The following is a 20937-nucleotide window of genomic DNA, read 5'->3' on the forward strand; positions in this document are numbered from 1 at the left end:
CCATGAAATATCTCCTTCGCAGATGGGTGGCCGCCATTCCCGTTCTGATCGGCGTCTCGCTCATAGCGTTTGCTCTCAGCGTCTTGTCGCCCGGTGATCCGGCCGTCGAGGCGTTGAGCCAGAGCGGAGTCAGGGAGCCTACGGAGCAGGAAATTGCCTCTATGCGGGAGCAGCTGGGGCTGAACGCGCCGTACGCCGTTCAGTACGGACGATGGTTAGCGAATGCGGTTCAGGGCGATCTCGGCACCTCTTACATGACGAAGGAGCCGGTTAGCGCCGAGCTGCTCCGCCGGCTGCCTGTAACGCTGAGCGTATCCTTAATGGCGGTGCTGTTTGCGGCCGGGACCGGGATTCCGCTCGGCATCCTGATGGCGCTTCGCAAAAACAGCTTAATCGACCACGCAGGCCGGGCGATCGGCCTTCTGTTTCTGTCGATTCCCGGATTCTGGCTGGCGATTCTGCTGATTACGCTGCTCTCGGAGAAGCTGCAGCTGCTGCCGACCAGCGGTTACGGGACATGGAGGCATATCGTGATGCCGGCTATCGTGCTTGCCGCCGGGACCGGCGCCGTGCTGATGCGGCTTACCAGGGCGGCTCTGCTGGAAGTATGGGGGCAGCATTACATCGTGACGGCCAAAGCCAAAGGACTGCACGACGTGCGGATTATGCTTCGTCACGGGCTGCGCAATGCGCTGATTCCTATCGTGACGGTGCTAGGCACGTATTTCGGGGCTATCCTGGGCGGCTCCGTTATCGTGGAAGTTATCTTCGCGCTTCCGGGGATCGGAAGATTCGCGGTGGAAGGAATCTACCGCAGAGATTACCCCGTCATCCAAGGATATGTCGTGTTCACGGGGCTGGTCTACATATTGTTCAACCTGCTGGTGGACTTGTCCTATATCGTCATCCATCCGCAGATGAGATTGGGGGCGAGAATGCGATGAAACGAAACGAGCTTCCGCAGACAGGGGCGGAGACGGCGGCATCTTCCGGCATATCCGCTTCGGCTCTTCCAGCAGCGATTGGCCGTAAGGGTCAAGGAAAGCGGATGAAGCGGGCATTCTTCACCTATTCCAATACGATAGCGTTAACCGTATTGTCCTTGATCGTGCTTTGCAGCCTCGCTTCCCCGTGGCTATCTCCTTACGATCCGATTCATATCGAAATGTCGAATCGGCTGGCCCCCATCTCAAGCGAGCATTTGTTAGGGACGGATACGCTCGGGAGGGACGTATTCAGCCGCCTGCTGCACGGCGGGCGTATTACGATCGTGCTGGCACTCGCCGTAACGGCGGCCACGCTGCTGATAGGTCTTATCATCGGAACGATCTCCGGCTATTTCGGCGGCTGGGTGGATGATGCGATCCAAGGAATCATTCAAATCTTTCAAGGCTTGCCCGGACTCAGCCTGATGATTGCGATAGCGGGCACGCTGGGGCCAGGCGTGAAGAGCATTTTTATCGCGCTGGTGCTGACCTCGTGGGCCGATTTCTCCCGTGTCGTCCGCGGCGAAGCAATGAAGCTGAGGGAGGAAGCGTATATCGAAGGGATTCGCGTACTCGGGGCGGGACACGGTTATATCGTAGCGCGCCATATCGTCCCGAACATGCTCGGACCGCTCATCGTTCTGTTCACCGTCCGCGTAGGACGGGTAATGTTATCCGTTGCCTCGCTCAGCTTCCTCGGTCTTGGGCTGCAGCCCCCGGCCCCGGATTGGGGCGTAATGATCAACGATGCGAGGCCTTACTTCCGCAGCTATTTCCATCTTATCGCCGCTCCCGGCCTTTGTATTGCCGCCGTTTCGTTATGCGTCAATTGGCTGGGGGACGGTTTGAGGGATTGGCTCGATACGAAAGAGTCCAAACCGGAATCGCTGCTGAGGTTATAGAGAATAAGGAGGGATTGTTATCGAATCGGAAGTGCTGCTGGAGATGCGCGATGTCCGTGCAGGCTTCCCTGCTGCGGACGGGATCGCAGAAGCGGTCAAAGGAGTCACGATGCAGCTCCGGCGTGGCGAAATTCTGGGCCTGATCGGGGAGACGGGAAGCGGCAAATCCGTGCTCGGCCTGTCCATTCCCGGGCTGCTCCCGCCCGAAGCCGAGGTGAGCGGATCCATCCTGTACAAGGGCCAGGACTTGCTTCGCCTGAGCCCCCGACGGCTGCGGGCGATTCGCGGAAGGGACATTGCGCTCATTCCGCAAAACCCGGCCGCTTCGCTCAATCCGGTATTGACGGTCGGCTACCAGATCATGGAGTCGCTTCGTCTCCATCGCCGCCTGCGGCGCTCCGCTGCCAGAGAGCAGGCCGTCCGGCTGCTCCGGAAGCTGAACATGCCCGAGCCGGAACGGAAGCTGAAGCAGTATCCGTTCCAGCTGAGCGGGGGCATGAAGCAGCGGGTGCTTGCCGCCATCGGCGTTGCGGGCGCGCCAACGCTAATCATCGCGGACGAGCCGACGAAGGGGCTGGACGCCATGGTGCGCAAGCAGGTCGTTGACCTGCTTCGCACCGCAGCCCGCAGCTCCGGCGCGTCGATGCTGGTCATTACCCACGATTTGCACGTGGCCCAATCGTTATGCGACCGGATCGGCGTCATGTACGCCGGCCGCATCGTGGAGGAGGCGCCGGTCCGGGAGCTGTTCGCATCGCCCCGGCATCCGTACACGCGGGGGCTGCTCGCCTCCATCCCGGGCAAAGGGATGAAGCCAATCCCGGGCGCGAGTCCCGGACTCGCGGAAGCCGTGAGCGGCTGCGCCTTCCACCCGCGGTGCCAGGAGCGGCTTCCCGAGTGCAGCTCCGTGCTTCCCGGTATGACGGCGCTGGCGGAGGAGGCGGCCCGGCCCGGCCCGCATGGATCGGGCACCGCAGCGAACGGATGCCAAATCAAAGTGAGGTGCTTGCTGTATGATTCGAGTCGACCGGCTGTACAAGCGGTTTCGCAGCGGGAGATGGAGCCGGCGTACATCGGTCGCGGTCGATGACGTAACGCTTCACATCGCGAAGGGCGAGACGCTGGGACTCGTCGGAGAGAGCGGCTGCGGCAAGTCGACGCTGTCGCGGATGATCATGAAGCTGCTCCCGCCGGAGGGGGGCAGCATTTATTTCAACGGTGAAGACATCACCGGTTATGATATGAAGCAGATGCGTCCGCTGCGGCGGCAGATGCAGATGATCTTCCAGCACCCGGATTCCGCCTTGAATCCGAGGCGAACGATGCTCGACAGCCTGCTGGAGCCTATGGTGCTGCACCGTACTCACAGCAGGGAGGAGGGGGAGGCCAGGGTACTCGACCTGCTGGAGCTGGTAGGCTTGGGCAGCGACGTGCTGTACCGCTATCCCCACCAGCTTAGCGGCGGGCAAATCCAGAGAATCGTCATCGCGCGGGCGCTGACTCTCGATCCGAGCTTTCTGGTGCTGGACGAGCCGACTTCCATGCTCGATGTGTCCGTACAGGCGCAAGTCATTGAGCTCCTGCAGCATATCCAGCAGCAGAGGCAGATGACGTACTTATACATTTCCCACGATCTCGATCTGGTTCGATGCATCGGTCAGCGGATCGCTGTAATGCGGCACGGACGGATCGTCGAGTCGGGACATGTCGATCAGCTGATGGAGGAGCCGAAGCATCCTTATACGCAGCAGCTGATCGAGACGTTCAGAGCGTTTCAGCACTGACGACAGGTCTATCGAGCTATTAACGAAGACAGGGTCCTGGACTTATTTTCCAACTATAGTAATGAAGCTCCGGCACCCGTACTCGTTGTATCGGCCTTGGTCGAGAAAGCGGGGATGCCGGAGCTTTTTTTGCCCAAAGCAGCAAGCAGACCGTAAACGGGAACGGGAAATAAATAATAATGGTTCCATTGGTCATAATAGGAATATTATCAGACCGAGGTACTTGCTGATGGATACTCTACCGACCCAAACCACAACGACCGGAATCCATGCCGATTTGCTGACAAACAAGGCGGCTATTCGCGATACTTTGGGCAATAGTCAGGACCTTATCGTCAAAGACATGCACTGGGGCAGCGTCCGCGCCTCGCTGTTTTACATCGAAGGCTTGGCAGATAACGCGCTGCTCCACGATGCGGTTATCGCTCCTTTCATGAGGAGGAAGCCGAAGGACGGGGAAACGGACCGCATTGATTACGGCAAGGTTCTTCCCTATTTGCAAGAGGAAGTGCTGACGGCCGGACACACATCCGTCGTACAGGATATGAGCGAGCTTTATAACCATCTGCTGTCCGGCGACGCGATCCTGCTTCTGAACGGGTTGGACAAGGGGCTGCGCGTAGGAATTTACGGGCCGGAAGACCGAACCGTCACTGAACCGTCGCAGCAAACCGTCGTTCGCGGTCCTATGGAGGCTTTTACCGAAAATATCCGTACGAATACCGCGTTGATCCGCAGAAAGATCAAGGATCCCGGCTTATGGCTGGAGACGCGGCAAATCGGTCGCGTTACCAAGACAAGCGTCAGTATCATGTATGTGAATACGATTGCCAATCCTCGAATGGTGCAGGAGGTACGCAACCGGCTGGAATCCATCGATATCGACGGCATTCTGGAAAGCGGGTATATCGAAGAGCTCATTCAGGATAAGAAATATACTCCTTTTCCTACCCTGTATAATACCGAAAGGCCGGATGCGGTGGCTGCAGCCTTACTGGAGGGGAGAGCGGCCATCCTTGTCGACGGTACCCCTTTTGTCCTGCTGGTGCCCGCCCTGTTCGTCCATTTCTTCCAATCGGCCGAAGATTATTATCAAAGGGCCGATATCAGCAGCCTGCTGAGGGTTATCCGCTATTTGTCCTTCTTCATCGCGCTGCTGGCGCCGTCGTTTTATATCGCTATTACCACCTTCCATCAGGAGATGCTGCCGACCAATTTGCTCATCAATTTAGCCGCCCAGCGCGAGGGTGTTCCTTTTCCGGCCTTTATTGAGGCTCTGCTGATGGAAACGACATACGAAATATTGCGTGAAGCGGGAGTCCGGATGCCGAGGACGGTAGGGCAAGCCGTATCCATTGTCGGTACGCTGGTTATTGGGCAGGCGGCTGTGGAGGCGGGAGTCGTGTCGGCGGTTATGGTAATCCTCGTCTCGATTACGGCTATTTCGAGCTATGTGATCCCGGCCGTCAATATGTCGATTTCCGTACGCATGCTTCGGTTTTTCCTCATGGGCCTCGCCGCATCCTTCGGATTATACGGCATCTTGATCGGGATTCTTATAATGGTCGTCCATCTGTCGGCCATATCCTCATTCGGAGTCCCTTACATGAGCCCCTTCGGACCCTTTAACTTGCGGGATCAGAAGGATACGCTGTTCCGGCTTCCGTGGAGGCAGATGAAGAGACGTCCCCAGCTGTTAAGCCGTGACAACAGAACTCGCCAAAAGTAGTTCAAGAAGCAAGGAGGCTGCTCATGAAAAAGACTGGGCTGCTGCTGCTCCTGGGAGTGATGATATTGCTTCTGAGCGGCTGCTGGAACCGCCGTGAGCTTAATACGCTTGGAATTCAGCTGGGAACGGCTATCGATAAGAGAGGGAACGAATTCCAGGTTGCCGTGCAGGTTGTAGAGCCGTCTGCCGTCGCCGCCAAAAAAGAAAGCGGGACCTATGCCCCCGTTGTTATGTATAAGACAACCGCTCCGACGGTGTTTGAGGCCTTCCGCAAATTGACGGAAATCAGTCCCCGGAAAATATATGCTTCTCACATCAGAGTGCTCGTTCTGGGAGAATCGCTGGCCCGGGAGGGCATAGGCAAGGTGCTGGATTTGCTGTCGCGGGATTCCGAGCCGAGGACGGATTTCTATATTATGGTGGCAAGAGATACAGAGGCGGAGCAGATTCTGAAAATATTGACGCCCTTGGAGAAAATCCCGTCCAACAAATTGTATGCCTCATTGGAAGCCTCCTCCCGTGCATGGGCGCCGACGACCACCTTTACTCTCGATCAGCTGATCAATGAGCTTGTCGGGCCGGGGATCAATCCCGTTTTATCGGGAATTGAAGTGCTTGGCGACCCGCAGCAGGGAGAGAAGAAACAAAATGTGGAGCAAATTCTTCCTGCGGCTCGATTGCGGTTCTCCAACCTGGCTGTGTTCAAAAGGGACAAGCTGGTCGGCTGGCTGAGCGAAGACGAGAGCAAGGGGTACAATTACATAATGGATAATGTGAAAAGCACAGTAGGGCATGTCAAATGTCCGGACGGCGGCAATGTCGTAATAGAGACACTCCGGACCAACAGCAAAATCAAAGTAGTGATGGAAGAGGGGCAACCGGTTATTGAAATCGTGATGAAAAATCAGTCCAGCGTCGGGGAGGTGGAATGCAAGATCAATCTGGAAGATCCGGAAACGATTCGTATGCTGGAAACCAAGACGGAGGACATCATTACTGAACGGATGAAGAAGGCGGTATCCGTCACGCAAACAAAATTCAAATCGGATATTTTCGGCTTTGGACAGGCGATTTACCGCTCAGAGCCCAAGACGTGGAAACGGCTGCAGGCCGACTGGTCTGAACACTTTACTCATTTGAAGGTCCGGTACAAGGTGGATGTCATTATCCGCAAGCTCGGTACGGTAGGAAATTCGTTCCTAAACGATATAAAGGAGTAGTCCGGCATGATATTAACTCTAGTCGTTATTGGTGTGGCGGTGGTGATTGCCGTCATGGAGCTTCCGGGGTTAATCCGGAAACGGATGCTGAAGGAAACCATTGTATTTACGTCGATGCTGGCGGCAGGTACCGTGCTCAGCGTAGCTGCCGTTCGGATAGCTAATCTCCCGAGCCCGTTGAATATTTTGAAGATCATCTACGGACCGCTAAGCAACCTGGTTTTTCATTAAACTTAGAATAAGGTGAGCGCCCATGCTAGAGAACGGAAAAATCAGCATCCAGCAGATGGCTGTGCTTGTCATATTCGTAACGATCGGCGATACGATCCTGATCCTTCCTTCCATAACGGCATCGGCTGCCAAGCAGGACGCATGGCTTTCAGGAGTTGTTGGCTTGCTCGGGGGAGCTTTTGTCGTGTGGCTTTTTTTAAGATTGATCGGACTCAAGCCGAACGAGACGATCATTCAACTGAACCGTTCCCTGCTTGGGACCTGGCTTGGCGGTACCATGTCGGTGCTGTTCCTGTTGTATTATTTGTTTAACCTGTCTGCTATGACGAGAGAAATCAGCGATTTCGTCACGTCGCAGATGATGACGGAAACTCCTATCAGGGCAATTCATGTCATGATTATTTTTGTGCTGTTCTTCAGCTTGAGAAGCGGTCTGGAGTCTATTGGCAGGGCCGGGGAATTATTGATTCCCTGGTTTTCGTTCTTTTTTATTGCCCTGTTCGTGCTGCTGCTTCCGCAAATCGAGACGGACAAGCTTTTGCCTATAATGGGGGATGGAGTAAGGCCGGTTCTGACCGGCTCGATTTACGCCGTTGTCTATCCTTTTACGGAGACGGTGATTGTGTTTATGATGCTTATGCCGTATGTCAAGCAAGGGAGTCACATGCGAAAGGATTTTATGGTAGCATCCATGATCGGCGCCGTCTGTATCCTTGCAGTAGTCTTGATCAGCATTCTGATTCTCGGCGCGTATATTACCTCTCATCAAATATATCCGGCTTATGGGCTGGCCAAGAAGATCAGTATCGGCAACTTTCTGGAAAGATTGGAGGCTCTCCTAGCCATTGTTTGGATTATGTCCACCTATTTCAAATGCACCTTGTATTTATATGCACTTGTCATGGGCTCGGCCCAATTGCTAGGTTTGAAGGAGAGACGCTTTCTCGACCTTCCTTACGCCTTGATTCTATTTGGACTGGCCTCGCTTATCTCCCCGAACATCTCCTTCTACACCGACCTGCTTCAGCATTATTGGCCTTTTTGGGATTTGACCTATGCGGTGGCGGTACCGCTGCTGCTGCTCGCGGTTTTCTATATGAGAGGCATGCGGAAGCCGAGCTGAGGGCTATGTATAGATGGTTGAATAGCTGCCGTCCAAGTAAAACAAAACATCCCGATTTCGCTCTTAGACGATGTTCGGGATGTTCGTGCGGCGCGGTGAATCAGCCTTGAACGGCTTCATTCAGCTGCTTCTTGTATACCCATTTGGACAAGGTAATGCTGAACTCGTACAGGATCAGCAGCGGCACAATGACCAAAATGTCTGAAATAAAATCGGGCGGCGTGATCGTAATCGAGATTACGACGAGAATGAAGTAGGAAATTTTGCGCATTTTGGACAAGCGCAGCGGGTTCAGGATGCCGAGCTTGGTCAGGAACATGACGACGACCGGCATTTCGAACAGCAGTCCGAACGGCAGCGTCAGGTTCAGCATGAAGCGGAAATATTTGTCCGCCGTATACAGCGTCTGCACCTGTCCATGGGCCATTTCCTTCAGGAAGGACAATACCATGGGGAAGAGCACGAAGTAGCCGAAGCAGATACCGACTGCGAACAGGACAGCCAAAGCGGGAATGTAAGCGAGCGTGGCCCGCTGTTCCTCCGGCGTCAGCGCCGGCTTCACGAAGCCCCATATTTGTCCCCCTGCAACCGGGATCGTAACGGCAATGGCAACCACGCCCGAGATCATCAGGTATACCCACAAAATGTCGGTCGGTCCGAGTACGGTGAGCATACCGTCCATATCGCGGACGAGCCACGCGTAAATCGGCTTCGCATACAGGAAAGCGGCGATCAGGGCGACCAGGAAAGCGCCGAACGTAAGGATAAGCCGTCTGCGCATTTCCTCCAGATGCCCCGTAAGCTTCATATCTTTGTCATCCATCATTTTAAGTCTCCCGTGTAAAAGAAATAGCTCCCGGAGGAAACGGCTTAGTATACAGTCCGTCCGGCCGGGAGCCTTGCAAATCTACTGGGTCAGCGGCTTAATGAGCCGTTTTGTCAGCTGTAACCATCGGCTGCTTGTTGTCCGCCGCTGCGGCCGTTTGCGTTTGCGCTTGAGCAGCGTCCGTCTGGCGTTGAGCGGCTGCTGTCTGCTCCGGCGCCTTGTCAGCCTTGTCCTCTTCTCCGTTGATCAGACCGCGGGTCGCGCTCTTGAATTCGCTGAGTGTGCGGCCGAAGGCGCGTCCAAGCTCAGGGAGCTTGGAAGGCCCGAAGATGATAAGGGCAATAATAAGAATCAGGATGAGACCGGGAATTCCTATATTTCCGAAAGGCATAGCTGTCAACTCCTAATTAGAATTGAAATCCGGTAATGGCTACTACGGCAGGACGAGGCATAGTGTCGCCTGGACGGTGCGGCCACATGCTGGTAGGCTTGGCGGCGTCCGTCGTATTTTCGCCCGGGTGCTGTACGGCAAGGAAGAGTGTGCTTTCGTCCGGTGTAAACCAAGGACCTGTCATTTCCGCATCCAATGGAGCGGAAGCGAACTGCATCGCTACGCCCATGTTAGGGCCTGTAGTCGGAATGACGTACATTCCGTTGTTGCCGAATGCAGTGAACAAGCCTTTGTTCATGCTGCTGCTTGAAATGTCCGTTACAGTCCATAGGTTGCCGTTGCTGTCGAAGGTCAAGTTGTCCGGAGCGCTGAAGCCGCTTTGACGTCCGCCTGCAGCGAAAATTTCAAAGTCGAAATCAAGGGCGCCCAAATCTCCGTCTTTCTCGAAGAAGCGGGTAATGTGCCCGTGGATGTTGCCGTGATTGTCGTTGTTCGTATGAGCTACGAAGAACGTGTTGTCGAAAGGACAAATTTCGATGTCCTCAGGACGGTCCGTAGGCGTTGCGCCCAGCAGCATCGCCGCTTCATGAGTATTGACGAGCACGTCGGCCTGGGATTGATACTTGGCGGCCAGCTCTTCTTTTTTGCCTTTTACGGTCGAAGGTACTTTGAATTTCTCGTCGTTCAGCAGCTTTTGAACGGCTTCGATCGTCAAAGCGATCCATTTGCCTTTTTTCATATCGGCAGCATACAGCGTGCCGTCTTCCAGCAAGGCGGAGTTAGCGCGTCCGAGCGAAGCGTTGTACATTTCCTTGGACACGAACTTATAAATACAGGCGTCCTTCTTGTCGTCGCCCATGTAAACTACGATGCGCCCGTCTTTGGCAAGACCCATAGCTGTATTTTCATGGTTGAAGCGGCCCAAGTAGGTATGCTTGCGGATTTCGAATGCGGAATCGAAAGGATCGACTTCGACTACCCAGCCGTAGTGCGTAGCGTCAAGGCCGGCTTGTGCGCTTTGCTCCTCGAAGTTCTCTTCACAGGTAAGCACCGTGTTCCACAGCGTCATACCGCCGGAGCAGTTAGCGAACGTTCCTTGCACGTTAGCGGCACCGTTGACCGCGTTCGAGCCTGCTGCCGGTCCTACAAGCTTGATCGGCGTCAAGCCGGTGATGCGGCGAGCGTATTTGGACGTCGGATCCATGTTCCATACTCCGTTGGCGTCGCGATACACTTCAATAATGGAGCCGCCTTGATTGTACAGTGCTTTTTGGATTTGCTCCGTCGAATATTTGCCGTTGGCGTCAGGTGCGCCGTGAACGAATACGTCGCTGGAATATTCATGGTTAACCCAGAGCAAGCCTTTTGTATTGGAGCCTTCCATCGGGAAATACAGCGTGAAGTCGTTGTTGAAGCCGAAGGTGTCGCCAGCTTCATTGATTTTGTCGCCAAAAGCGGCTACAACATCATATCGGAAGCCTTCCGGTAAGAGCAGCTGGTCTTCTTTGGAGTGCTCAATCGGCTTGAAAAACCCGGACACTTTATTCGATTGGTAACCGAACAAGTGATTGGCCGCAGCGGCGCTTGCTTTATTGTCCGTCAAAGAGCCGAGTCCTGCAGAAGCGGCTGCCAACGCGGCAGTACCTGTTCCAAGATAAGATAGAAACTTTCTTCTGTTCATCGTTTCCATTATGAGCTCGTCCACCTTTTTCATAGATTGATTGTAGCCTTGAGCCCAGTGTATAGCTGAAATGTAAGGGATATATTAAGGTCAGATGGAGATTTTGTAAATTCATGGCTGTTTCATGAGGAGAATGGAGAAGTTCAAATTAAAAACAACAAAAGATATAAAAAAACAATTTCTTTACATGTATTTTATAGTTAGTTTACAAATCGTTATTATAGTTAAGCTATCAACGATTTGAAGGAGAGGAAATTTAGAATGAAAAGGCCTTTAGCAATGATCGCAGCACTTGTAATGTCCGTATCGCTCGCAGCATGCGGAAGCGCACCGAACGCAGCAAAAACCGGAGAAGCCGGAGCGGCAAGCAATACGAATCCAACCTCGGCGGAGTCTGCCGTTGATACCAAAAGCAAGGATCTGACCGTGTATACCGCGCTGGAGGACGATCAAATCAAATCGTACCTTCAAACGTACAAGCAAAAGTACCCGGACATTAAACTTAATATCGTCCGCGATTCCACTGGCGTTATTACCGCCAAGCTGTTGGCCGAGAAGGACAACCCGCAAGCGGACGTCGTTTGGGGACTGGCTGCGACAAGCCTGCTCGTACTCGATCAGAACAGCATGCTGGAAGGCTACTCTCCTAAAGGGGTAGAGAAGATTCAAGCGGATTTCAAGGATAAAAACAGCCCGACGCGCTGGGTAGGCATCGATGCCTGGGAAACGGCGTTTGTCGTAAATAAGAAGGAAATGGAAAAAAGAAACCTGCCGATCCCGCAATCCTATGAGGACCTGATCAAGCCTGAATATAAAGGAATGATCACCATGCCTAATCCGGCTTCCTCGGGTACCGGCTTCCTGACTGTATCCGGTCTCGTTTCCTTGATGGGTAAAGACAAGGCGTGGGACTACATGAACAAGCTTCACGAGAACGTTGCTATGTATGTTCATTCGGGCTCCAAGCCGGCCAAAATGGCAGGCACCGGCGAATACCCTATCGGTATCGCCTTCGGCTACCGCGGCATTCAGGAGAAAAAAGGCGGCGCACCGGTTGAAGTCGTGTTCCCGAAAGAGGGCTCCGGTTGGGATTTGGAAGCGAACGCTCTAATGAAGAAGAAGACGATCAAGCAATCCGCTAAAGACTTCCTGGATTGGGCGATTACCGACGATGCCATGAAGGAATACAGCAAAAACTATGCGATTCTCGCTGTGAAGAGCGACACGAACACTATACCGGAAGGCTACGACAAGGATCCGTTGAAGCAATTGATCAAGCTGGATTTGAACGAATCCGCGAAAAATCGTGATTCGGTATTGGCTGAATGGAATAAGCGCTACGATTCGAAGAGCGAAGCCAAAAAGTAATAGGGATGGCGGCATGCGCGGGACTAATGGTTCCGTGCATGTTTTGTATTTGGGCGATTTTTTGCCAAGGCAAGGGAACGCATCATTTCTCGGGATTGTTAACAAGCTCAATATTTCATTTAGAAGAAAGAGAAACAATTAAAACCAAGTAAAAGCAATTAATAACATAAAATTAACCTTCATTTAACAGTCGGATAACAAAAGTACTTTATACTGAACCTTATAAGTACAAACGAAACACAGATTCCAACGAAATCAACAAGCCGGTAAGGAGGCTCTTATGTCACAGCCATATTTGTCCGTCAGGGGCATTCATAAAACGTTCGGATCTTTTACAGCACTGAATAACATCCATATCGATATTCTGAAAAATGAGTTTATTTGTCTTCTCGGTCCCAGCGGGTGCGGCAAGACGACGCTATTGCGCATTGTCGCCGGTCTGGAAACTCCAACGGAAGGAAGCATTACGGTAGGAGGCAAGGATATTACTCAGCTGCCGCCCTCGAAGCGCAATTTCGGCATGGTGTTCCAATCGTATGCGCTGTTTCCCAATTTGACCGCTTATCAAAATGTAGCTTACGGCCTGCAGGGGAAAAAGCTGTCGAAGCGCGAGATCGACGAGAAAGTGCGCGAGGCTCTGGCGCTGGTCGATCTGGAGCACGCACGCAACCAGTATCCGGCACAGCTGTCCGGAGGGCAGCAGCAAAGAATTGCGCTAGCCCGCGCGATCGTTCTGTCTCCCGACTTCCTACTTCTGGACGAGCCGCTGTCAGCGCTCGACGCCAAGGTCCGCGAGAAGCTTCGTACCGAGATCCGGGAGCTGCAGGAGAAGCTCGGCATTACAACCATCATGGTCACGCATGATCAGGAGGAAGCATTGACGATGGCCGACCGGATCGTTGTCATGAAAAATGCCGAGGTGATGCAAATCGGTTCTCCGCAGGAAGTATACGAGCAGCCGAGCTCCCCGTTCGTCGCCGATTTCATCGGTGCGATTAATTTCTTCAACAACAACAACGGCGCAGGGGTGCGCGTGGACGGTGGGCAGCCGTTGGCGGTTCGTCCCGAGCATATCCGCTTGGCTTCCCAAGGGTCCATTAACGGAATTCCGGCGATTGTAAAGCATATCGAATTCCGCGGCCCGTTTTACCGCGTCACACTGCAGATGGTTCCTTGGGAATCGCAGCTTGTTACGGTTGACGTATCGGCCCATGTAACGCATCAATTGAAGCTTGCCAAAAATACTGCGGTGACGCTGGAACTGCCGGAAGAAAAGTTCATCTCGTTTCCAAACGAAGCGCTGGTGAGCGTATAAAGGAGCACTTGCTATGACAGCAGCTATTCGAGCTATAAGACAAAAATGGAATTCCGGGCAGTCGGTACAAAGCCTGCTCATCGCGTTACTTGTGTTCTCGCTGTTGATCGGCATCCTGGTCCCGCTGTGCACCCTGTTCGCCAAAGCGTTCGTGGACCGCAGTGACGCCTTTGTCGGCATAGCCAATTTCATGAACTACTTTTCTACGCCGTCCCTTTCCAGGTCGCTCGGCAACACGGTGTTTATCTCCGTCATCTCGACCGCCATTGCAGCGACTCTCGCCTTTTTGTATGCGTACGGGATTACCAGAACGGGGATCCGCGGCAAAAGCTTTTTCAAATACGCGGCGATGCTGCCGCTGTTCGCTCCGACCATGATGCACGGGATTGCGCTGACGTATTTGTTCGGCAATCAGGGTCTTGTTACAACCGGATTTTTCGGTACCCTGCCGGGTATCAAAATTCCTTTGTACGGGCCGGTCGGCATCATCATTTCCGAGGTTATCTATTTGTTCCCGCAGGCGTTCATGATCTTCGCCGCCGCCTTAGCCATGACCGATTACCGGTTGTACGAAGCGGCCGAGACGCTCGGGGCGGGCAAGGCTCGGAAGTTCATGACGGTCACGCTGCCGTCGGTGAAATACGGCTTGATCAGCGCCATCTTCGTCTGCTTCACGGCGAGCTTCACCGATTTCGGAGCGCCGCAAGCCGTCGGAGGCCAGTTCAACGTACTGGCGACGGATATTTACAAGCAAGTCATCGGGCAGCAAAACTTCTCGATGGGAGCGACCGTAGGGATTTTGCTCACCATCCCGGCGTTCATTGCCTTCGCCGTCGACCGGTTCGTCGACCGGAAGCAAAAGATGATGCTGTCCGCCAAATCGACGCCTTACCGTATCGGGCAAGGGCGCATGCGGGACATCGTGTACACGGTCATCTGCTGGCTGTGCGCGATTGCCATATTCATTCCGCTACTCACGACGGTATTCGCATCTTTGGTGAAAGTTTGGCCTTACGAGATTAGTCTGTCTCTGAAGCATTACGATTTTTCCAGAGTGGCCGCATCCGGTCTGGAGCCGTTTTACAACAGCTTGAAAGTAGCTTTTCTTACAGCCATTATCGGAACGGTCATCACGTTCGCCTTTGCTTACCTGATTGAGAAAACGAGACAGTTGAACGGCTTGCGCCAAGTCGGCTACTTCCTTTCCATCCTGCCGCTTGCGCTGCCTGGCATGGTCATCGGTCTCGCCTATATATTCTTCTTCAACGACCCGGACAATCCGCTGAATGTCATGTACGGCACGATGGCGATCATTGTTTTGGCCAATGTGGTTCACTTCTACTCGGTTCCTTTTATTTCGGCCACAACTTCGCTCAAGAAGCTGGACAAAGAATTCGAGCTCGTCTCGGAATCGATGAGAGTACCGTTTTACAAGACGTTTTTCCGGGTAACGGTTCCGATGTCGCTGCCGGTCATTTTGGAGATTGCGATGTACTTCTTCGTCAACTCCATGGTTACCGTATCGGCTGTCGTGTTTCTTCGGTCGGCGGATTTTAACCTGGCCGCCGTATCCATTGTGAATATGGACGACGCGGGGGATGTGGCTGCCGCTGCCGCGATGTCGAGCCTGATTGTGCTGACGAACATTATCATCCGGGCTATCTATGAACTGGTAGTACACAAGGTCAGAAAAAAAACCGATGCTTGGCAAACCCAAAAATAAGGAGATCATGAACATGAAAATTCAAGGCGTTATTTTGGACTGGGCAGGAACGACAATCGATTACGGATGCTTTGCGCCGCTTGCGGCATTTATCAAAGCCTATGAAAATAAAGGCATTGCAGTTACGGCGGAAGAAGCAAGAAAGCCGATGGGAATGCTCAAACGAGATCATATGCAAGCTATCGGCGAAATGGATAACGTTGCGCGCCAATGGCAGGAGAAGTACGGGCGTCCGATCAACGATGCGGATCTGGACGAGATGTATGCGGATTTCGAGCAGCTGCTGTTCTCCGTACTGAGAGATTACGCCAAGCCGATTCCCGGGGCGGTCGAGCTCGTAAGCAGACTTCGTCAGCAAGGGATCAAGGTCGGCTCCACGACGGGCTATACGATGGAAATGATGATGATCGTGGCCGAGGAAGCGAAGAAGAACGGCTATTCGCCGGATTGCCTCGTCACTCCGGATGAAGTGCCGGCAGGCCGCCCGTATCCTTGGATGTGCTACGAAAATGCCATTCGTCTCGACCTGTACCCGATGAAGCACGTGGTGAAGGCGGGAGACACGATCAGCGACGTTCGCGAAGGCATCAATGCCGGAGCCTGGAGCGTCGGTATTTTGAAGGGAAGCAACGAGCTCGGCATGACCGAAGCGGAAGTGCAGGCCGGGGACAGCGCCGAATTGGCGGCGAAGCTGGAAGAGATCAAGCAGCGTTATCTGGATGCAGGCGCGCATTATGTCATTGAAACGATCGGCGACCTGGATCAAGTAATCGAGCAAATCAACGACCGACTGGCTAAAGGAGATCGACCATAATGACTACGATGACCAAACAAAACCACTACTTGCTGCTCACTCCGGGACCGCTCACCACGACGTCGACCGTCAAAGAAGCGATGCTGACGGACTGGTGCACCTGGGACCAGGAATATAACGGCCTGGTCCAGCAAATCCGCTCGGAGCTCGTAGCTCTGGCGACGGCACAAGCAGGCGATTACACCAGCGTGCTGATGCAAGGAAGCGGCAGCTTCTGTGTCGAATCGGTTATCGGCTCGGTCATCCCGGCGGACGGCAAGCTGGCCGTTCTCGTCAATGGAGCCTATGGAGCACGGATCGCTCAAATGGCGGGGGTGCTCAATGTCGCCCTGACCGTGCTTGATTTCGGCGAAACGACGCAAGCGGACGCCGCTCAGCTTGAGGCGCTGCTGAAGCAGGACGAGGCGATTACCCACGTTGCGGTGGTGCACGGGGAGACAACAACCGGCATGCTGAATCCGATCCGCGAGATCGGCGAGGTAGCCAAGCGGTATGGCAAGACGTACATCGTCGATGCCATGAGTACTTTTGGAGGGATCGAGATGGATGTGGCGGAGCTGCAAATCGATTTCCTGATCAGCAGCAGCAACAAGTGCATCCAGGGTGTGCCGGGCTTCGGCTTTATTATCGCCAAGCGTGAGGAGCTTGAGAAGTGCAATGGACGCGCCCGTTCGTTATCCCTCGACTTGTTCGACCAATGGGATACGATGGAGCGGCAAAACGGGAAATGGCGCTTTACTTCGCCGACTCATGTCGTTCACGCGTTTTATCAGGCGATGCAGGAGCTTGCGGCCGAGGGCGGCATCGTAAAGCGTCAGCAGCGTTACGAGAACAATCATCGGCTGCTTGTGGAAGGAATGGAGCGGCTCGGCTTCCGCACCCTGCTTCCGTCGGAGCTTCAATCGCCGATTATCACCTCGTTTTACTATCCGGACAGCCCGGCATTTTCGTTCGACACGTTCTATCAACGGATCAAGCAGGAAGGCTTCGTCCTGTATCCAGGCAAAATTACATCGGCCATGACGTTTAGAATCGGCAACATCGGCGACGTTCATGCAAGCGATATGGAGCGGCTGCTGAATGCAATCGAAAGAAACCGCTTCTGGAGCTAGACGCGATTTGCTTGTCGACATCTATCAATTTTTGCGGCGAATGGTATAATTGCACTAAGTTGATCTTATTTCTACGGAGGCATGATTCCAGTGTCATTAGTCGGAGAGGAACGGAAAGATTATATTCTTAATTTGCTCAATCTTGAAGGCAAGGTGAAAACCGGAGATTTGGTCGAGCGTCTGAAGGTTTCCTCGGAAACGATTCGCAGGTATCTGGAGGAGCTTGAGGAAGAGAACAAGCTGAAGCGTGTGTACGGCGGCGCGATCAAGTACAATCTCGACCGCGAGGAAGCATCGCATTTCAAACGCGAGGTGACGCGCGCCGAAGAGAAGCGCCGCATCGGACGGGCTGCCGCAACGCTTGTCGAGGATAATGACGTCGTCTTCATCGACGATGGAACGACAACGCTGCAGATGATCCCTTATTTGCAAAATAAGAAAAATTTGACCGTCATGACGATATCCATCGCTGCCCTGTCTGCGCTGATCGAATACAAGAACAAGGAACTGTTCTCGGGCGAAATTTATTTTATCGGCGGCAAAGTCGATACGGTACATTTCCGGACGACCGGATCGATAGCGGAGAAAATGGCTGCATCGTTCTATGCGGACAAAACCTTTATTACAATTGACGGCATTATGATGGGCAAAGGAATTACCGGCTTCGACGCGGAGCGGGGACAGCTGGCCCAGAAGCTGATGGAGCAGTCCAAGCAAACCATTGTGCTGACAGACCATTCCAAATTCGGCAACGTGCAATTTTATAAATTGGCGGATTTGAGGGAGATCGACATCATCATTAGCGATGTGAAGGCTCCTAAGGAATGGGAGTCGTATTTGGCGGATAAGGACGTTGTCTGGATTCACGCGGAATAAGCCTTAAGCGGCAGCGATACCTGCTGCCTGCAAGGAGCAAACTCACGGATAAAGGAATTCCCGGCCGTAACGGCTGCGGAATTCCTTTGTTTTTATTGGAGCGGATTCCTCAAGTATGATAAGCTGATATCACATAGATAGAAATTAGAGGTGAAGGCAGAGCATGTCGGAACGGAATTCCGTAGAAGGAAAGGCAAGCCGCAAGACATTTCGAATCAGGCTGGACGAAATGGCCAATATACTGCGGGAGGAAATCTTATCGGGCAAAAGAGCGGTCGGAGAATTTCTGCCTTCGGAGCTCGATTTAACGAAGCAGTTTCATCTTAGCAACAAATCGGTGCGCAAAGCATTGGACATTCTTGTCGAGGAAGGGCTGATCGAGAAAATCCCCAAAGTAGGCAACCGGGTTGCCTCCAGCACGCAGGACAAGAAGACGGTAGTCCGCTTCGGCTATCATCCGAGCACCAATGAGGAAACGGGCTTAGCCGCAATGATATCCGAATTTCACGAGAAATATCCGCATATACGGGTCCAGCCTGTTGAAATTCCGGCGACAAATTTCCGCAACTCGGTAAAGGAGTATGTGGATGCCGATTTGCTCGATGTATTTACGATCAATCAAGGGAGCTTCCGGGAGTTTATCGAGAACAGCAACGTCAATTTGCTGGAGCCTTGCCAACCGAATCCCGGCGTGTATCCGTTTCTCTCGCAAGCGTTCACCCATGAAGGGGAGCTTCTCGTTCAGCCGTTCTCGTTTTCGCCGGTTATTCTGTGTTATAACAAGGAGCACTTCGAGGATCGGGGGCTGTCGGAGCCTTACAGCGGGTGGACGTGGGACGATCTGCTGGAGCATGCCGGGAAGCTGGCGGTAGAGAACGAACGGTTCGGATTTTACTTTCATCTGCTCTCGAACAACCGCTGGCCCCTGTTTCCGCTTCAGAGCGGAATGTCCTTTGAGCGCAACGGGCAAGGAAACTACGAGGTGTACGGCAGCAGGCTGGCGGACAGTCTGGAAATGTGCCGCAAAATCATTTATATGCCGGACGTATTCCCCACCATGCTGTCGGCCAGCAATGCGGATGCGGAGGAGCTGTTCCTGAACGGCAAAGTCTCCATGATCATGACGACGTATTTCGGGCTTAATGAGCTCAAGGGAGCAACGTTCGATTACGACATAGCACCGCTGCCCTACCTGTATGAAGCCAGGACTCTGCTCGTGGTGATCGGACTGGCAGTCAGCCGGAAATCCAAGGTCAAGGAAGCGGCGCGGCAGCTGGTCAACTTTTTGCAGTCTCATTCCTCCCAGAGCATGATGAGGCAAAATACGCTAAGCATTCCGGCGGACAAAAACGCGGTGGAATGGAGAGGGGAAGAGAGCTTGTACAGACCTTCCCGGTACAATATGTTCCGGGAAATCGTTCCGACCTACAGACTGCTTAACGATCTAAGTCTGGATTCGAAGCAGCTCGGCATCGTCTTGCGCGAAGCGAAGCTGTACTGGTCCAAGCTGCAGAACATTCAGGCGACCTGCCGGAATATTGAAGAAGCGTTGAATGAAGAACAGGCCTGACCATTTGCTCCAATGGAGTATCGGACGGTGCAGGGTTAACAGGATGCATACTGGAATCACGGCTCTCCGTCCACGGCGGATTCGGATGGTTTCCGGTTGCATCCTTTTTATATTGTAGAAATAAATTAGAATTTGAGTTAATTATCGTTGACAGGGTTTAAAATGACGATTTATAATCTAGATATAAATTACAAATAAGTCATCGTAGTGAAATCTCTACCCTAATTCTACAGGCGAGGAGTTATGGATCCTTATGAAGGCAATCGTCAATCATAGAGGGAATGTGAAGGTGGCGGATGAGCCTTTACCGGTGCTGCAGAGCAGATTCGTGCTCGTGAAATCCGTCTATTCCGCCATTAGTCCGGGAACGGAGCTGACCGCGATTCGACGTATGCCAGAGCAGCAGGCTTCGCTCGGCTACAGCGCAGCGGGAATCGCAGTGAAGGTCGGAGCGGAGGTGGAGGGCATCCGGGAGGGCCAGCAGGTGGCCTGCTACGGAGGGCCTTACGTGAAGCATGCGGAGTATTTACTGGTACCGAAGCATCTGGTCGTACCCGTTCCGGATACGGTATCTTTACTGGATGCGTCAACGGCCGGGTTGGGAGCTATCGCCATCCATGCGCTAAGGCAGGCGGATTTGAGGTTCGGCGAGTCCGTTGTCATTATCGGACTGGGGATCTTGGGCCAGATCATTGCCAGAATCGCCCACGCCGCTTGTCTGAAGGTGATTGCCTGCGATTTGCTGCCGGAGCGGAGGGAGGCGCTGGCGGGAATAGAAGGGATTCGGGTTTGCAGCAGCGTGGACGATATTGCGAAGGAAGCTGCCGCGGCCACATCGGGTCTAGGCGCGGATTGCGTCATTCATTGCGCTGCCGGACGTCAGATGCAGCTAATGGATGAAAGCTTCGGCTGGATTCGCGACCGCGGCAAAATCCTCATCGTCGGCGATATGCATATGGAGTTCACTCGCAGCAAGATGTTCCATAAGGAAGCGCAAGTGCTGATTTCCCGGGCCGGAGGACCCGGCAGGTACGATCCGTTGTACGAAAGAGACGGATACGATTATCCGCCGGGGTATGTACGATGGACGGAGGAACGAAATTTGGCGGAGTATATTCGTTTGCTTACCGAACGGCGAATCGACGTCAGCCGGCTGATTACGGATCAGGTAGCGATTGGAGATGCCTGGAAAGTATATGAGAAGTACAAGAACAATCCGGCGGATGTGCTGGGAGCCGTAATCTCTTATTCGAGCGGTTCGTAAGGAAGGCAGCGCGGATGAAGCA

Annotated in this window: 19 protein-coding genes; 16 read left to right on the forward strand and 3 right to left on the reverse strand. The window is 53.4% G+C overall.

Annotated elements, in window-relative coordinates:
• The first annotated feature begins 2 nt into the window (after positions 1-2).
• From nikB to ACFQ88_RS21915, 8 genes are all read left to right on the forward strand, one after another.
• A complete protein-coding gene (gene nikB, locus ACFQ88_RS21880) occupies positions 3-944 on the forward strand; it encodes a nickel ABC transporter permease (protein ID WP_379456675.1) in 942 nt (313 codons plus the stop codon).
• On the forward strand, positions 941-1888 hold the full coding sequence (locus tag ACFQ88_RS21885; protein WP_379456677.1) for an ABC transporter permease: 948 nt from the start codon (positions 941-943) through the stop codon (positions 1886-1888). The genes nikB and ACFQ88_RS21885 overlap by 4 nt, the downstream gene beginning before the upstream one ends.
• Positions 1889-1931: 43 nt before the next feature.
• On the forward strand, positions 1932-2978 hold the full coding sequence (locus ACFQ88_RS21890; protein ID WP_379456680.1) for an ABC transporter ATP-binding protein: 1047 nt from the start codon (positions 1932-1934) through the stop codon (positions 2976-2978).
• A complete protein-coding gene (locus tag ACFQ88_RS21895) occupies positions 2902-3672 on the forward strand; it encodes an ATP-binding cassette domain-containing protein (RefSeq protein WP_239632221.1) in 771 nt (256 codons plus the stop codon). The genes ACFQ88_RS21890 and ACFQ88_RS21895 overlap by 77 nt, the downstream gene beginning before the upstream one ends.
• Before the next feature lie 229 nt (positions 3673-3901).
• Positions 3902-5401, forward strand: a complete 1500-nt coding sequence (locus ACFQ88_RS21900; RefSeq protein WP_379456683.1) for a spore germination protein — start codon at positions 3902-3904, stop codon at positions 5399-5401.
• Between the two features lie 23 nt (positions 5402-5424).
• The gene (locus ACFQ88_RS21905; protein WP_239632225.1) at positions 5425-6621 is read left to right on the forward strand and encodes a Ger(x)C family spore germination protein; all 1197 of its coding nucleotides are present in this window, start codon (positions 5425-5427) and stop codon (positions 6619-6621) included.
• 6 nt (positions 6622-6627) lie between these two features.
• Entirely contained in the window at positions 6628-6852 is a 225-nt protein-coding gene (locus ACFQ88_RS21910; protein ID WP_379456686.1) for a hypothetical protein, read from the forward strand.
• A gap of 22 nt (positions 6853-6874) precedes the next feature.
• Positions 6875-7975 carry a GerAB/ArcD/ProY family transporter gene (locus ACFQ88_RS21915; RefSeq protein WP_239632230.1) on the forward strand — a complete coding sequence of 367 codons (1101 nt, stop codon included), beginning with the start codon at positions 6875-6877 and terminating at the stop codon, positions 7973-7975.
• A 100-nt stretch (positions 7976-8075) separates the two neighbouring features.
• On the opposite strand, the gene tatC is transcribed toward ACFQ88_RS21915, so the two are convergent.
• The 3 genes from tatC to ACFQ88_RS21930 all read right to left on the reverse strand — a co-directional run bounded on the left by tatC (position 8076) and on the right by ACFQ88_RS21930 (position 10882).
• Positions 8076-8798 (reverse strand): twin-arginine translocase subunit TatC, encoded by a 723-nt coding sequence (gene tatC, locus ACFQ88_RS21920; protein WP_239635291.1) that lies wholly within the window; start codon positions 8796-8798, stop codon positions 8076-8078.
• Between the two features lie 100 nt (positions 8799-8898).
• Positions 8899-9192, reverse strand: coding sequence for a twin-arginine translocase TatA/TatE family subunit (tatA, locus tag ACFQ88_RS21925; protein WP_239632232.1), 294 nt, complete (start codon positions 9190-9192; stop codon positions 8899-8901).
• 16 nt (positions 9193-9208) lie between these two features.
• Entirely contained in the window at positions 9209-10882 is a 1674-nt protein-coding gene (locus ACFQ88_RS21930; protein WP_239632235.1) for a PhoX family protein, read from the reverse strand.
• Between the two features lie 252 nt (positions 10883-11134).
• Between ACFQ88_RS21930 and ACFQ88_RS21935 the strand changes: the two genes are divergently transcribed.
• The 8 genes from ACFQ88_RS21935 to ACFQ88_RS21970 all read left to right on the forward strand — a co-directional run bounded on the left by ACFQ88_RS21935 (position 11135) and on the right by ACFQ88_RS21970 (position 20915).
• Entirely contained in the window at positions 11135-12241 is a 1107-nt protein-coding gene (locus ACFQ88_RS21935) for a putative 2-aminoethylphosphonate ABC transporter substrate-binding protein (protein WP_239632237.1), read from the forward strand.
• Between the two features lie 280 nt (positions 12242-12521).
• Positions 12522-13556, forward strand: a complete 1035-nt coding sequence (locus ACFQ88_RS21940) for a putative 2-aminoethylphosphonate ABC transporter ATP-binding protein (protein ID WP_239632240.1) — start codon at positions 12522-12524, stop codon at positions 13554-13556.
• Between the two features lie 13 nt (positions 13557-13569).
• Entirely contained in the window at positions 13570-15279 is a 1710-nt protein-coding gene (locus tag ACFQ88_RS21945) for a putative 2-aminoethylphosphonate ABC transporter permease subunit (RefSeq protein WP_379456690.1), read from the forward strand.
• A 13-nt stretch (positions 15280-15292) separates the two neighbouring features.
• Entirely contained in the window at positions 15293-16093 is an 801-nt protein-coding gene (phnX, locus tag ACFQ88_RS21950) for a phosphonoacetaldehyde hydrolase (protein WP_239632245.1), read from the forward strand.
• The gene (gene phnW / locus ACFQ88_RS21955) at positions 16093-17205 is read left to right on the forward strand and encodes a 2-aminoethylphosphonate--pyruvate transaminase (RefSeq protein WP_379456692.1); all 1113 of its coding nucleotides are present in this window, start codon (positions 16093-16095) and stop codon (positions 17203-17205) included. The genes phnX and phnW overlap by 1 nt, the downstream gene beginning before the upstream one ends.
• 90 nt (positions 17206-17295) lie before the next feature.
• A complete protein-coding gene (locus ACFQ88_RS21960; protein WP_239632247.1) occupies positions 17296-18081 on the forward strand; it encodes a DeoR/GlpR family DNA-binding transcription regulator in 786 nt (261 codons plus the stop codon).
• Positions 18082-18244: 163 nt separating this feature from the next.
• Positions 18245-19651 (forward strand): extracellular solute-binding protein, encoded by a 1407-nt coding sequence (locus ACFQ88_RS21965; RefSeq protein ID WP_379456694.1) that lies wholly within the window; start codon positions 18245-18247, stop codon positions 19649-19651.
• A 253-nt stretch (positions 19652-19904) separates the two neighbouring features.
• Complete coding sequence (locus ACFQ88_RS21970) at positions 19905-20915, forward strand: zinc-dependent alcohol dehydrogenase (RefSeq protein WP_239632260.1); 1011 nt, start codon at positions 19905-19907, stop codon at positions 20913-20915.
• The last annotated feature ends 22 nt before the right edge of the window (positions 20916-20937 follow it).

It is taken from the genome of Paenibacillus sp. NPDC056579, assembly GCF_042793215.1.
Taxonomy (GTDB): Bacteria; Bacillota; Bacilli; order Paenibacillales; family NBRC-103111; genus Paenibacillus_S.